The sequence below is a fragment of the Pedobacter cryoconitis genome (genome assembly GCF_003259615.1).
In the GTDB taxonomy this organism is placed as follows: domain Bacteria; phylum Bacteroidota; class Bacteroidia; order Sphingobacteriales; family Sphingobacteriaceae; genus Pedobacter; species Pedobacter cryoconitis.
Genome location: NZ_QLLR01000007.1, coordinates 83,932 through 100,182, shown reverse-complemented (window position 1 = coordinate 100,182; position 16,251 = coordinate 83,932). Strand labels below are relative to the sequence as shown.

Sequence of the window (16,251 nt, the reverse complement as noted above, 5' to 3'; positions counted from 1 at the left end):
CTCAAGACAGACAAAAATAAGGACCTTATTTTTGTTGAACTTTAGCCAACAATAACCTAAACACCTGCATTTCAACGTAGTATCGGCACAATTTTTGACCTTAAAGTAAATAGACAAGTATTTTGTCCGAAAAAAAGTACACAAATGAACGTACTTTTTAAAAAATTGCTTTTTAACTATTATTACCTAATCCGATATTAAACTACTTGAGGCTCGCCTTGGCACAGGCTTGTCAGTTTCTTGCTAAGCTATTATAATCTACAAAGTATCTAAAGCTATAAAAAGTATGAAAAAAATATTTACTCAAATTATTTCTTTGCTTTTAAGAAATGGTAAGGTTCTTACATCTTCTCCGCTAGTGTCATTTTTAAATCACTTATTCTACCAGAAACCTTTCAGAAAAAATCCTGAATATGCTTTCATATACCTACAAGATTTCAAAAAACCCCCACAATAACAACTGAGTAGTATCCAATACGCTGATTTCTATAAATCTTACCAAACATCAAAGAATATCTCTCTCAACCCATCTACTTATGATTATACTCTACATTTAAACTACAACCAGAAAAGGCCTGGTTCATCACGTCTGCTACAAAGACCATTTCCTTTTATAATTTTTCTTTTAATACTTGAAGATTAATATCTCCTATTAGCTGGCTATACCTGACTAATTGGGACAGAACTATTCTTCTTTATATAAAATCGTTAACGCCCAATCCACATTTCTATGATACTATCCTATACTAAGAACTCCCCATTCTATCAGTACCTGCGCTGTCTGATCAAAAAAATCAAATTCAGTTATTCTTTGATTTTATGCCTCGTATTAGCGCTGGGATTATTATCTAATCACACTTCAGCACAGGTACAAGCGACAGGGGGAACTGGAAAATACCGAAATAACATTTATTGGCTAAACTTCAACGCATTGAATATGGCCACCGGTGACAGCAAAACATTTACATTTACTGTTACAGGGATTACAGTCACAGTAATTATTGACCAGGTGGTTTTCAGTGGAGGCAACAACAGCGCATCAAGACTAATCCCCTACATATCAGGAGCCTACGGAGAAGACAGGCTGAACCGGCTTTATAATATTGGAGGAATCGGCGCAAGTAATACCCTTGTGAATGCAATCAGAACTAATCAAAATGGAGTAGATGCTGATTTTAGAATCCGTAGTTATGCCAGCGTAAATGGTCAACCTGCAGATATAGGACTGGTTTTTGGAAACGCAGAATCAGATGCACCTGCAGAATATACACAGGGCAATACGAATGGAGATAAATGGAAATTACTGGAAACCTTTGTAGACAATTCAGCAGACCAGCCTAATCCAGGAGACGGCAGACGTATCACATTTTCAGCTGCTGATCAAACAGTCAGACTACAATGTAATCAGAATGCGGCATTGTTATACACACAAAAAACTTTAACGAGCCTGGTCGCGCCACTAACTATCAATGCACATATCGAAGCAGGAGGATTAACTGGAATGGCTCTGGGTGTAATGGCTTATTCTGAAGCCGGTGACGCACCCGCGACTTATGGTTCGCCATCTCACACCTTAACTCCGGTCTTAAGTGGAGGAGACAATCCAACTCCGGGATCATCTAATCCTGTTTATATTGCAAATCCACCAGCTGGCACCCAATTAATTAATGCAGGTACTGTAGATAAACCTCAAACCCCAAGATTAGGGCTAATATCAGGTGATTTTGATCCTGCTACTTTTGTATTGGGCACAAACGCTGACGCTGATAATAAAAATGGAGAAAATGACGAAGATGGAATAGCCAGTTTTGCTCCATTAGCAGTTAATGCCACTTCCTACAGTGTAACAGCAACTGTTGCAAATACTGGTGCAGCAAATGCCATCCTCGTTGGCTGGATAGATTTTAACCGGAATGGGACTTTTGAGGCATCTGAGGGAACCTCTGCAACAATTGTTCCCGGAGCAACTACAGCGACATTAAACTGGACTGGTCTGGCGGGCATGGTAGCCGGACAAACTTATGCGCGTTTCAGAATTTCAACAAACCCGGCATTAGCAACCTCAACACCTTCCTCTGTAATTAGTAATGGTGAAGTGGAAGATTATACTTTGCCTATCATCCCATTAGATTTCGGAGATGCCCCTGTTAGCTACGGAACACTGCTAGTCAATAATGGCCCCAGACATGTTTTAGATAACCGTATTATCATAGGTAAAACAATTGATGGAGAACCAGACGGTCAGCCAGTAGCTGCTGGAGCAGATGCAAACGGAACCAATGGAGATGGACTGGATGAAGACGGTTTTACGACTTTACCAACGCTCACAACTGCATCTGCAACCTACACGCTGAATGTCCCGGTTACCAATACAACAGGAACAACAGCAAATTTAGTGGGCTGGGTAGATTTCAACAAGAATGGTATTTTTGAACCTTCAGAAGGAGTTGTGGTGAATGTCCCGAATGGTGCCACTATTGCTACACTAAACTGGACAGGTATCAGTAATCTGACCGCCGGAATTACCTATGCAAGACTGAGGTTAAGTACTGGTAATTTAACAACAAGTACAACTGGTGGAGCAGCCATTAATGGAGAAGTCGAGGATTATAGTCTCCTCATACAGCCTTCATATGATTTAGGCATAATAAAAACTGTACTTCCAACAACTGCTACTGCAGGCCAGCCGTTAACTTACACGATTACACTCAAAAATAACGGCCCAAGTCCAGTACTGGCAACCGATATTATTACACTTACAGATAATCTGCCTGCGGGTTTTACAGCTACAGCCTTCACTCCTGCTACCGGAACTTATACCAGCAGTAACGGGAGCTGGACTGGATTAGCTTTAACCTCAGGACAAAGTACAACTTTGACAATTACCGGAAATGTTGCTTCGACTGTAGCAGCGTCCTTAAGTAATACAGCAACAGTGGCCAATCCGGCCGGTAATATTGATATTAATCTGGCGAACAATTCCTCAACAGTGGTCACTCCTGTCAACAGAGACATTGACTTGAGCGTAACAAAAACGTCCAGTCCAAAACCTGTAATTGCAGGCCAGACATTAACCTATACAATTACACTGACCAATAGTGGGCCGGGCAGTCTGCTTGCTGCTGATATTGTAACGTTAACTGATAACTTACCGGCTGGTTTTACGGCCACAAGCTATACAGCCGGAAAAGGAACTTTTAATAAGACTACTGGCGAATGGACCGGATTAACGTTAGATAATGGCCAGAGCACAACATTGATTATTGCAGGAACAGTTGCCCCAACAGTAACCGGAACTTTAAGTAATACGGTCAGCGTAGTTGCACCAATTGGCACGAATGATAAAGTACCAGCTAACAATTCGGCAACAGAAACTACACCTGTTACCAGACAGATAGATTTTAGCTTAACAAAAACAGCGAATCCGTCATCTGTAGCAGCTGGTCAGGCATTAACTTATACGCTAACGTTAAAAAACAATGGAGTGAGCAGTTTACTGGTTACAGATATTGTCAAAGTTGTTGATAATTTACCTGCTGGATTTACTCCAACAGCATTTACACCGGCTACAGGTACCTACACGAGTTCGAATGGAAACTGGACAGGATTAACTTTAGCCAGCGGGCAATCAACAACCCTGGTAATTACCGGAACATTTTCTGCAACAGCGGCCACTGGCACCTTAACCAATACTGCTGTGGTAACCAGTCCTTTGGATATAACAGATCCTGATCTGACAAATAATACAGCAACCAATACGATCAATACAACAAGAGTTATTGATTTAGGTGTAAGCAAAACAGCTTCACCAGCCACAGCCGTAACTGGACAAGCTTTAACCTACACCATCACTTTAACTAATAGCGGTCCGAGTACATTGGTTGCGAGTGATGTAATCAATGTGCTGGATAATCTGCCAACTGGGTTTACAGCTTCAACTTATACAGCTGGCATGGGTAATTATACCAGCACGAATGGAAATTGGACAGGATTAACATTGGCAAGCGGGCAATCAATAACGCTGACTATTGCCGGAACAGTAGCTGCTAATGCCACTGGTTCTTTAAATAATACGGTATCGGTCACTGTACCAGCAGGTATCACTGATCCAAATACAGCTAATAATATAGCAACTATTACGACACCTGTCAGCCGCGTCATTGACCTGGGAATAGCCAAAACTGCTGCACCTAAACCTGCTGTGGCCGGTCAGCCATTAAACTATACGATTACTTTATCCAATCATGGTACAGGTTCTTTACTTGCCACTGATATAGTAAAAATAACAGATAATCTCCCGGCAGAATTTACCGCCACAGCCTTTACAACAAGCGCGGGAACTTATACCAGCTCAAATGGCAACTGGTCTGGCTTAACCTTAATTAATGGACAAAACGCGACTTTGACCATTACCGGTACACTGGCGGCAACTGCTACCAGTTCAATTAGCAATACGGTTACTGTTACCCCACCTGCAGGTGTAACTGATCCCACACCTGCAAACAATACGGATACAGATAATACAAATATCAACCGTACGATAGACTTTGGAGTTAATAAAACCGCAAGCCCCGCTACAGGTATACCGGGTGAGACTTTGACTTATACCATCACTTTAACCAATAATGGCCCGAGTACTTTATTAACTACCGATGTACTGCAGCTAACTGACAATTTACCTGCCGGGTTTACTGCGAATACCTACGCGGCTGCCAGCGGAACTTATACCAGCTCCAATGGGAACTGGACTGGCTTAACTTTAGCCAGCGGACAGTCTACGACATTAACCATCACCGGAAAAATAGCCGTATCGGCAACAGGTTCATTAAGCAATACTGCAACTGTGACACCGCCAACCGGTATAACCGACCCGACACCGGGTAATAATACTTCAACCACCACAACTAATTTAACAGCAAAACCAGTACTAACGATTACCAAAATGGGCGCAGCAGGCTTAACAGCTGGTAATACGGCAACTTATACTTTGAATATTTCCAATACAGGAAGCAGTAATGCTGCAGGCGCAAGTATTACAGATATTATACCAGCAGCATTAACTGGCGTTAGCTGGACAAGTACTGTCGCTGGTGCAGCTACAATTACAAATGGCGCATCTGGTACTGGAAATAATTTAAGTATCACCGCGAATATTCCTGCTGGCGCAGCCAATACCATATCGGTAACAATTACTGGCATAGTGAATTCAGGGGCAACAGGAAATATAAGCAATACTGCCACCGTAACACCTGCTGAACCTACAGGAACAGGAAGTAACTCTACTGTAAATGCCAACGTAACCAGCACATCCGGAATAGTCATAACTAAAACAGGCCCTTCATCTGCTACCGCAGGGAATCAGATTACCTATCAGGTAGATGTTTCAAATAATGGCCCGAGTAATGCAGCCGGTACACAAATTACAGATATAGTTCCTGCATCATTAAGTAACGTAAGTTGGACAACACAGCTAATTGGTGCTGCAACAGTGACCACTGGTGCAAGCGGAACAGGCAATACAATAAATATTACAGCCAGCATTTCAGCTGGAACTTCCAATAAAGTAGTCATTATTGTAAAAGGCACCGTAGATCCTTCTTTTAATGGGAACATCACCAATACCGCAACTGCTACCCCTGCCGAAGCAGGTAGTACAGCTGTTAATGCACAGGCAATAACCACTGTTAAAAAACTACCTGTATTTACGGTAACCAAAAGCGGCCCGGCTACTGCAAATGCTGGTAATTCGATTGTATATACCATCAACGTTAAAAATACAGGTCCTTCAAATAGTTTAAATACACAAATTAAAGATGCTGTTCCTGCTGCAATAACTGGCGTAAGCTGGACGGCTACAGTAACGGGTGGTACTGCTACGATTAATTCGGGAGCTGCCGGAACTGGTAATACCATCGCCGTTTCAGGTAATTTTGAAGCAAACAGTACTATTAAAGTGGTCGTTTCAGGAACTATAAATCCAAATGCCTCTGGTACGATTACCAACACAGCTACAGCTACTCCATCAGAATCAGGCACGGCCCCTGTAACCTCAACACCAGTAAATACGACGCTGAGTGCTAATTCAGGACTGACAATAGTTAAAAGCGTTACCCCAACGGTCAACTCGGGAAGTAGTATTACCTATACAGTTGAGGTTGGTAATGCTGGCCCAAGTGACGCATTAAATGCACATATACAGGATGCTGTACCCGCCAGTGTTTTAAACACGACATGGACTTCGGTAGTACAAGGCACTGCTTCTATTTCAACTGGTGCGACAGGAACAGGAAATACATTAGCTGCAACAGCTAACATTCCAGCAGGTGCAGGAAATAAGATCATCTTCACCATTACAGGCAAAGCTAATCCCGCTTTTAATGGTTCGATCTCCAATACGGCTTCGGTAACAGCAACAGAACCGAACAGCCCATCACCTACTTCTACCGTAAATACAATTGCCAGCAGAACACCGGCCCTGTCAATTACCAAAAGCGGCCCTTCATCTATCAATGCAGGAGAAACAATTACCTACACTGTCATCGTCTCCAATAACAGTGCATCGGATGCACTTAACCTGGCGATCAGTGACCTTGTACCGGCAACTGTAAGTGGAGTCAGCTGGACTGCCTCCACTACTGGTGATGCACAAGTTACCGGGGCTTTAACAGGAACTGGAAACACGATTAACCTGAATGGAAATGTCGCCAGCGGCTCTGGGAACCACATTACTATTGTCGTTACTGGTAAGGTTGGTGCTGGTTTTAGCGGCCCGCTCACGAATACAGCAACAGTAACTCCTGCAGAAGCCGGAACCACACCTGCATCTGCTACCTCGACCACAAACGTAACCCGTATACCGGTATTAGCCATACAAAAAAATGGGCCAGCAACTTTAAGTGCAGGTCAGGCCATTACTTATACCATTTCAGTTAAAAATATCAGCCAGGCAAATGCCACAGCTTCAGTTATTACTGACGCTATTCCTTCCAGTATCCTAAATCCAAGCTGGATAACCTCAACTACCGGAACAGCAACAGTTACAACTGGTGCTGCTGGCAGCGGATCTGCATTAAGTGTAACAGGCAATATTGGCGGAAATTCTGCAGATGAGATCCTGATCACTATTTCAGGAACGGTTAATCCTGCAACCACTTCCAATATCAGTAACAGTGCTACAGTTACTCCTGCTGAAACAGGTGCTGTACCTAAAACTGCAGGGCCGGTAATTACAACGATCACAAAAACACCATCAGTATCTATAACTAAAACGGGACCAGCAACTGCATATGCGGGTGAAACTGTTTCTTATGTTATTAATGTGGTAAACAGTGGCCCTTCTAATGCTACAGCATTAGTCATTACCGATGCTGTACCAGCAGAATTGACGGGCGTAAGCTGGAAAGCAACTCCATCTGGAACATCAACAGTAACTACAGGTTTGACAGGAACCGGCAACACAATTAGTGTAACTGGTAATCTGAATGCTGGCACCAGCAACCAAATTCAGCTCACTGTTTCAGGATCGTTAAGTGCAGGTCAGCCTAATACAACCATTAACAATACCGCAATAGCAACTCCTGCTGAGCCTGGTATCTCACCAGTATCATCTAATACTGTAAGTACAAAAATCAGCAATAAAAATTCACTGGCGATCAGTAAATCCGGGCCGGCCACAGTCAATGCCGGCGAACAGGTAGTTTACAACCTGGTTATTTCAAACAATGGTCCGGGTAATGCAGTTAATGCAATAATTACAGATCAGATTCCATCAGGATTGACTAACGTAAACTGGACTGCAACTACATCCGGGGCGGCAACAATCTCAGCTGGCAATACAGGAACTGGTAATAATTTATCAGTAACAGGAAATGTTCAGGCGGGTATTGATAACCATATCAACGTCAGAATTAACGGCACTCTTAGTGCTGGTTTTACGGGTACTTCTTTTAGTAATACAGCAATTGTAACTCCTGCAGAAACCGGGAATAATGCAGTTTCCTCTAATGTAGTAACAACTACAGTAACCAAAAAATCTGATCTGCAGATTTTAAAATCTGGTCCAGCCAGTAGTGTCGCTGGCCAGCCAGTCAATTATACAATTAGTGTAAGCAATGCTGGTCCTGGTGATGTTACAGGAGCACAAGTAACAGATGCAATTCCTGCGAGCATTTTAAATCCGGTCTGGAGCGTCACTTCCAGTGGTACTGCTGCGGCAAACATCAATAACGGTACAGGCAATGTATCACTTCTGGCTACTTTGAAAGCAAATGGAACGGATGCCTTGCTAATTACAATAAATGGCACACTTGATCCATTATTCACCGGGCCAGGTGTAACCAATACGGCCACCGCTACACCACCAGCTGGGGTAACGGATCCAACACCTGCGACAAGCACAGTAGTTACCAATACAACCAGATCGGCAAATGTCAGAATTGTAAAATCAGGTCCTGCAGATGCCGGGGCTGGTCAGCTGATACAATATAATTTGCGGATTACAAACGCCGGACCAAGCACAGCCTTAGCGGTTAATATTCAAGATGCTATTCCACCTGAGATACTAGATCCAAGCTGGACAGCAACTGCCAGTGGAGGTGCTATTATTTCCACTGCACCTTCAGGAACCGGAAACGTAGCTGCCACAGCAGATATTCCATCAGGAACCGGCGTTGTTGAGATCGTTATTACAGGAACAGCAAATCCTTCATTAATCAATAATGCTACGATTTCGAATACCGCAACGATAACAAGTACAATTGTCCCTGATCCGGAAATAAGTAATAATTCATCAGCAATAGTCACTAAAATCACGAACACACCTGATTTCAACGTATCAAAATCAGGACCTGCAACTGCTAATATTGGTGATCCGATTACTTATACTATGATAATCAGTAATACCGGAGCAGGGGACATCGTAAATGCTTTGATTGAGGACCCAATACCTGATGATATACAAGTGACCAGCTGGACAGCTTCGGCAGTAGGCAGCGCACAAATCACCGGAACACAAAGCGGGACTACCAATACAATCAATACAACTGGTAATATCTCGGCGGGTCCGGCCAATACAATCCAGATCACAGTCAATGGTATTGTAGTTGATAAAGGACATACACAATTTATAAATACAATCACAGTGACTTCAGGGGGTGTCAGATCAAGTTCTGTAACTACTTCTGTTAATAAATCAATGGATCTCAGGATAGAGAAACAGGGGCCTGCAACAATAGCTGCTGGTGAAAATATCACTTACACAGTAAAAGTATTGAACAATGGCCCGAATGATGTTTCCAGCCTATCCATTCAGGACAATGTACCACCAGAAGTTGTAGTCAGCAACTGGACAGCAACTGTGATCGGCAATGCAGTAGTCAATGGTAGTTTAACAGGCACAACTAATGCAATCACCTTAACGGGCGGGATCGATGCAGGTGCCGGTAACTATATACTGATTACTGTAAATGGGAAAATACCTGCTGCCACTGCTGCAGGTAATATTATTAATACGGCGACAGTTAATTTAACGACCGCAGGTTTAACTGACTATAATCTGGCTAATAACACTTCAGCTGTTTCCACAGCAATCACTAATAATCCAACTTTACAGGTATCGAAAAGTGGTCCTCAGACCGCTTTTGCCGGTGAGCAGATACATTATATAATTCAGGTGAGCAATAATGGACCGAGTGATGCAGCCGGAGTGAATATTACTGATGCGATCCCTCCACAATTACTGAATTATAAATGGACAGCTACAAGTTCAGGCACTGCCGCAATTACCTCTGCCCCTGCTACAGGAATAATGATAAATCCTGCAGTTACGGCCAACATTCCGCAAGGCGCTGATAATATCATTACTATCGATGTAACCGGAACAGTTGACCCTGCTTTCACGGGTACATTTACCAATACCGCGCAGGCACAGATTGGTGTAAATCCACCGGTAGTTTCACCAACAGTAAGTACGGTTGTCAGCAAAGTTACTGCCTTGAATATCCGCAAGTCGGGGCCAGCATCAACAAGTGCAGGTCTTCCTATTGCTTACACAATCGAGGTAACCAACACAGGGCCTAGTAATGCGCTGGCGGCAGCGATCACTGATGCGATACCTCCTATTTTACAAAATGTGAAATGGACTGCTGCTGGTAGTGATGGTGCTACGATTACTTCAGGTGCTACTGGAAATGGCCCGCTCTTAAGTGTAGTGGCCGCGATTCCAGGCACAGGAAATGCCAGGGTGTTAATTACCATAACCGGCGACATTCCTTCTTCAGCAACAGCTGATCTTTTGAATTCAGTAACTGTCACCGAACCGGGTAACCCGGCGGTAACTTCTAATGAAGTCACAACAACGTTAACTAAAACTCCTGGCCTGGTTCTGGTAAAATCAGGCCCTGCAACTGCAGCTGGTGGAGAAAAAATAACTTATACTTTGAACCTGACCAATGCAGGCCCATCTGATGCGACGGGTACGGTGATCACAGATGCGGTTGACCCTGCTGTCAAAAATGTACAATGGGCAACCATTGCCAGTGGCGGTGCGGTGATCAACTCCGGTGCTGACGGCACCAGTAATCAGGTAACTGCAAATGTCAATGTTCCGGTGGGTGGTACAATCAGCGTGACCATTACCGGTGATATTGACCCGGCTTATACCAACAGCCTGACCAATACGGCAACGGCAACTCCAGCTGAACCTGGTGTTACTCCGGTAACCTCTGCGGTTACCACTGTAGTCAAACCAGTAGTTAACCTGGCGATTACCAAAAGCGGCCCGGCTACTTTACTGGCAGGTGAGGAAATCAATTACGAAATCCGTGTCACCAATAGCGGTCCTAGTACCGCGCTTAATGCTGCGATTACAGATATTGTTCAACCGGACGTAACCGTTCAGCAGTGGTCTGTTACACAAACAGGGAACACTGTAATTACGGGTGCAAGTTCAGGCACTTCCAATACCATTGCAACCAATGCCAATTTAGCTGCGGGTGATGCTTTAATTATCGCAATCAAAGGAACCGTCGCCCCATCATTTAGCGGGTCGATAACAAACACTGCTACAGTAACGGCAGTTGAAGATCCGCTGAATCCGGTCACCTCAACTCCGGTTGTGACTACACTAAGCAGAAAACCTGTGGTTAAAATAGTTAAAACAGGCCCTGCAACTTTAACTGCGGGAGCAACAATTAATTACCTGATTACTGTAAATAATGAGGGTACTGGTGATGCACTTAACTTGGACATTGCCGATAATATTCCAGCTGCACTTACCGATATTAACTGGCAGGCGACTGCTGCCGGAACGGCAAACATTATCACCCCGGCAACTGGTGGTACTGGCAGTAATATTGCATTAAAAGTTAATGTTCCTGCTGGCAATGGCAACACGATTACCATCACAGTGAGCGGTAAAGTACCGTCAAACAATAGTGTATCTCCTTTGGTGAATACGGCCACGGCTACGCCTGCAGAACCCGGGGTCCTTCCTCAGTCTTCTGCAGTAAGCACCGTGGTGAGCAGAATTCCGGTAATTGAGATCACTAAGTCGGGCCCTGCCAATGCAACTGCTGGAACTGAAGTTGAGTATATAATTACAGCAGTTAATACTGGTATCAGTGATGCACTGGGAACAGTAATTACTGATGCGGTACCAGCAGCACTGACTAATGTGAAATGGATTGCAACTCCTGGAGGAGCTGCTACCATTACTGCCGGTGCTGCCGGCACGAATACAAATAATGTAAGTGTAACGGCTAATATTCCGGCGGGCAATACCAATACGGTAACTATCCGCGTCACAGGGTTCCTGCCTGCAACTGCCACAGCCAGCCTTCAGAATACAGCAACTGTAACTCCTGCAGAACCGGGTACAACCCCACAAACTACACCTGTGGTAACGACTAATATTGATGTCGTTATTCCGGGAAATCCAGCAATGACTTTAACTAAAGTGGCTAACAATACAGGCACTAAAGCAGGCGATGTGATCACTTATACTATTGTAGCGACTAACACTGGTAATGTTATACTGAGTAATGTCGTTGTGAGAGATCCAGGTGCAGATGCAGGAAGCATTATTCCGCTAAGCATCCAGTCTATCGCTCCTGGTGCAAGCGCAACGGTAACAGCGAAACATACCTTAACTCAGTCAGATGTGGATCTTGGTACTTATAGCAACCAGGCAGGTGCAACAGGTACCGACCCGTCAGGTAATCCGGTTGACAAACCGAAATCTGATGATCCGGATACTCCTGCGCCTGATGATGCTACAGTTATTGTGATTGGAGCAAAACCAACTATTACCTTACTTAAAACCGGCGTATTTAGCGGCAACCAGATTACCTATACTTTCACTGTGAAAAATACAGGTAGTATTACTTTGAATCCGGTTACTTTCAGTGATGCAAAACTGGGAATAAACAACAGAACAATTGATGTGAGTGGTGGTCTTGTTCCGGGAGCTACAGTTTCTGCGACCGAAGTTTATACGCTGACACAGGCAGATAAAGATGCTGGAAAAGTAACCAATACAGCTACTGCGAAAGCAAAAACTCCGGCAGGGGCCGATGTCACTGCAATTTCCGGAACAGATGGGACCAATAATACCCCTACCGTTATTGTGGTAGATAAATCCCCGGTTGCCATAGATGATAAAGCGGAGGCTAAAGCCAATACAACAATTGTAATTGATATTCTGGCGAATGATAACCCTGGAAATTCAAGCTTCGATAAAGCTACGGTAGTTATTATTACACAGCCATTGCATGGTAAAGTTATAGTAAACAGTGATGGTACCGTTTCTTACACACCAGATCCTGGTTATTCAGGTCCTGACAATTTCACTTACCAGGTGAAAGATAAGTTCGGTTATCTAACCAACGTAGCTGCTGTTGCGATCACTCTTAATTTCTTCGAGATCAATATTCCGAACCTGTTTACGCCAAATGGTGATGGTACAAATGATGTGTTCGAAATCCGCGGATTAAATCAATATGGGGACAATGAATTAAGTATTGTCAACCGCTGGGGTAATGAAGTATTCAGACAGAAAAACTACCAGAATAACTGGAGTGGCGAGGGGCTGAACGAGGGTACTTATTATTACCTGCTGCGTGTGAAACCTAAAGGTGGAAATACAGAGTGGCAAGTATTTAAAGGTTACATCACCCTGATCCGCACCTTTAAGAAATAAAAAAAACGACCAAAAAACTGAATCAGATTGAAGAATAGAATTAATTATATCCGTATGAAAAGAAGCTTGTTATTATTAGTGTTAATCTTAAGCCTGCTGCTTCCTGCCAAGGTGTTGAAAGCACAGCAGGATGCACAGTTTAGCCAGTATATGTTCAACGGCATTTATATTAACCCGGCTTATGCGGGGTATAAAGAACAATTGAATTTACATAGTTTTTACCGCAGCCAGTGGACAGGGATTAAAGGGGCACCAACTACTTTCTCCCTGGCAGTTGATGCGAATGCGAATAATGGTAACGTGGGTTTGGCTTTACAGGTTTCAGCAGATAAACTGGGCGCGCAAAGTAACCTGGCCGCCTACGCCAATTATGCGTATCGACTGAAAATGAACGAAAGCGGAACATCAAGACTGGCACTTGGGGTTGGTATTGGAATGGTACAACTGGGGATTGACGGATCGATGTTACACCCGAATGATCAGGAACCTGACCAGCCGACAGGTTCACAGAATACGGTATTACCAGATGCAAGAGTTGGGGTTTATTATTCTGATGATCGTTTTTTTGCGGGAATATCTGCGGATAATCTGATTGCCCAATATATTAATGTGGACCGCTATGCTTTTATTCCGCAGCCCAAGCCTCATTATTATCTAACAGCAGGTACATTGATTCCCTTGGGACAGGATATTTTGCTGAAGCCTTCTTTTTTGCTGAAGGATGACCGCGGTGGCCCAACAAGTCTGGACATCAATGCTTTTGTGCTTTTCATGGACAGGATCTGGGTGGGTGGTTCTTACCGTACCGGGGTCAAATTGTATAGCAAAGATTATTTGCAAAAAGATTTAAGCAACAGGAATTCAGCCGTCGCGGCTATTGAAGTTTTTCCAACTAAGACACTGCGTGTGGGTTATGCTTATGACATTTCAATCGGTCCGTTACAGGGATATAGCAGTGGTACACATGAAATATCAATTGGTTATTATTTCAATACGAAAAACACCAGGATGAGGTCTCCGAGATACTTCTAAAAGACTGATTATATAATTAAAATAGATTTTAACGCGTTCCATCGATTAATAGCATGAAAACAATCCAATCAGGTATAGTTATCGCAATACTCCTGCTGACTTTAACAGTAAAGGCGCAGTACGTCCTTAAAGAGGCGGATACCCAATTTGAATTATTTAATTATAATAAAGCTGTCGAATTATATCAAAAGGCTTATCATAAAAAGAAGACCTTACATGCTGTCCAGCGTTTGGCAGCATCTTATCGCCTGATGGATAATTATTCAGAAGCGGAAAAATGGTATGAGGTTGCTGCTGTGATGCCTGAAAGTCCGGCAGAAAATACGTTGTATTATGCAAAGGCTTTACAAAGCAATTCTAAATTTGCGGAGGCCAGGACTGCTTATCAAAAGTATATAAGTTTGAAACCTGAGGTCAGTACTGCTCAGCAGCAGGTCTGGCTTACCTCTTGCGATTCGGCACAATACTGGATCAAAAACCCGGTACCTGTTACGCTTGTCAATGAAAAAGGCTTGAACAGTTCAGGATCGGACTGGGCGGCAGTTACTTATCAGCAAGGAGTGGTTTTCACTTCTGACCGAAATTTTACAGGGAGTACCAAGGGAGTGAAATCAAAACCCTTTCTGAAGTTTGACGGTTCAACAAAATTACCAGATCCGGCAAGTTATGGATGGACCGGAAATGAATACCTGCGCTTGTATGAAAAAACCGGACTAAATGACAGCCTCAAAGTTTTCGCCCTGAATGCAGAAACCAATTACCATATTGGTGCGGCAAGTTTTACTGCCGATGGCCAGACGGTTTATTTCACGCTGACCAGGATTCCCAAAAAGATCATCCGTCAAAAAGGTGCACCGGGAACAATTAACCTGGAAATTTACAGCAGCTCCAAAGATGCCAGTGGTAACTGGGGGAAACCAGTTCCTTTTAAATACAATAAGGTTAATGAGTGGTCGGTTGGTGATCCTGCAATCTCTGCGGATGGCGGGCAGCTATATTTTGTTTCCACAATGCCAGGTGGCAAAGGCGGAACTGATATTTACAGTGTGCGTAAAAATGCAGACGGAAGCTGGGCAGATGCTGTAAATGTGACTGCGGTAAATACTGATGGAAATGAAAGAAACCCTTTCGCAGCGGACGATGGTTACTTTTATTTCAGCAGTGATGGACTGATCGGTATGGGCGGACTGGATATTTATAAAGCAAAACTGACCTCTGCAGGATTGAACAAACCGGTCAATATGGGATACCCGGTCAATTCTCCACAGGATGATTTTGCTTTCAACCAAAGTTTAAAAGGTACAGGTTATATGGCTTCTAACCGCCCGGGCGGGACTGGTAATGATGATATTTACAGCTTCACAACTCAAACGATTATGTACTTTAAGCTGGAAGGAACGGTTTATGACCGTAAAACCAATCAACCGGTTGGTGGTGCAGTGGTTACCTTAACTAAACAGGGTGGTGGAAATCTGACAGCGGTAACGACCAGCCTGGGAACTTTCAAATTCAACCTTGATCAGGCAGCCGACTATACTTTAAAGGGCGAAAAGGCGAATTATAGTTCGGATGTGGTCAGGGTAACAACGGTGAACCTGAACAGTTCTTCTACGCTTGTTCAAGATTTATTCCTGGAAACAATTGTGCTGAACAAGCCGGTCAGGATAGAGAATATCTATTATGATTTTGACAAATCAAATATCCGTCCGGATGCAGCAAGAGAATTGGATAAACTAGTTTCTACGATGAAAACCAACGAAACCATTGGGGTGGAGTTAAGTTCTTATACCGATAGCAGAGGCCCTGATGTATATAATTTGTGGTTGTCTCAGAAAAGAGCGAATTCGGCTGTACAGTATATTATTTCAAGAGGTATTGATCAAAGCAGGATTACGGGGCATGGTTATGGAGAAACACAATTACTTAACCGCTGTGCAAATGGCGTAAAATGTACGGAGGCTATGCACCAGCTAAACCGGAGAACCACATTCAAAGTAGTGAGCCAATAGCATGTAATCAATTCA

3 protein-coding genes are annotated in these 16,251 nt (G+C 43.5%); all 3 read left to right on the top strand.

The annotated features are described in order from the left end of the window. The first annotated feature begins 730 nt into the window (after positions 1-730). The 3 genes from LY11_RS10005 to LY11_RS09995 are packed head-to-tail and all read left to right on the top strand — an operon-like array spanning position 731 to position 16,236. Positions 731-13,195: a DUF7507 domain-containing protein gene (locus LY11_RS10005; protein WP_111633573.1), complete on the top strand. Its 12,465-nt coding sequence runs from the start codon at positions 731-733 to the stop codon at positions 13,193-13,195. A 54-nt stretch (positions 13,196-13,249) separates the two neighbouring features. Then, on the top strand, positions 13,250-14,227 hold the full coding sequence (locus LY11_RS10000) for a PorP/SprF family type IX secretion system membrane protein (RefSeq protein ID WP_111633572.1): 978 nt from the start codon (positions 13,250-13,252) through the stop codon (positions 14,225-14,227). A gap of 53 nt (positions 14,228-14,280) precedes the next feature. Continuing rightward, the gene (locus tag LY11_RS09995; RefSeq protein ID WP_111633571.1) at positions 14,281-16,236 is read left to right on the top strand and encodes an OmpA family protein; all 1,956 of its coding nucleotides are present in this window, start codon (positions 14,281-14,283) and stop codon (positions 16,234-16,236) included. The last annotated feature ends 15 nt before the right edge of the window (positions 16,237-16,251 follow it).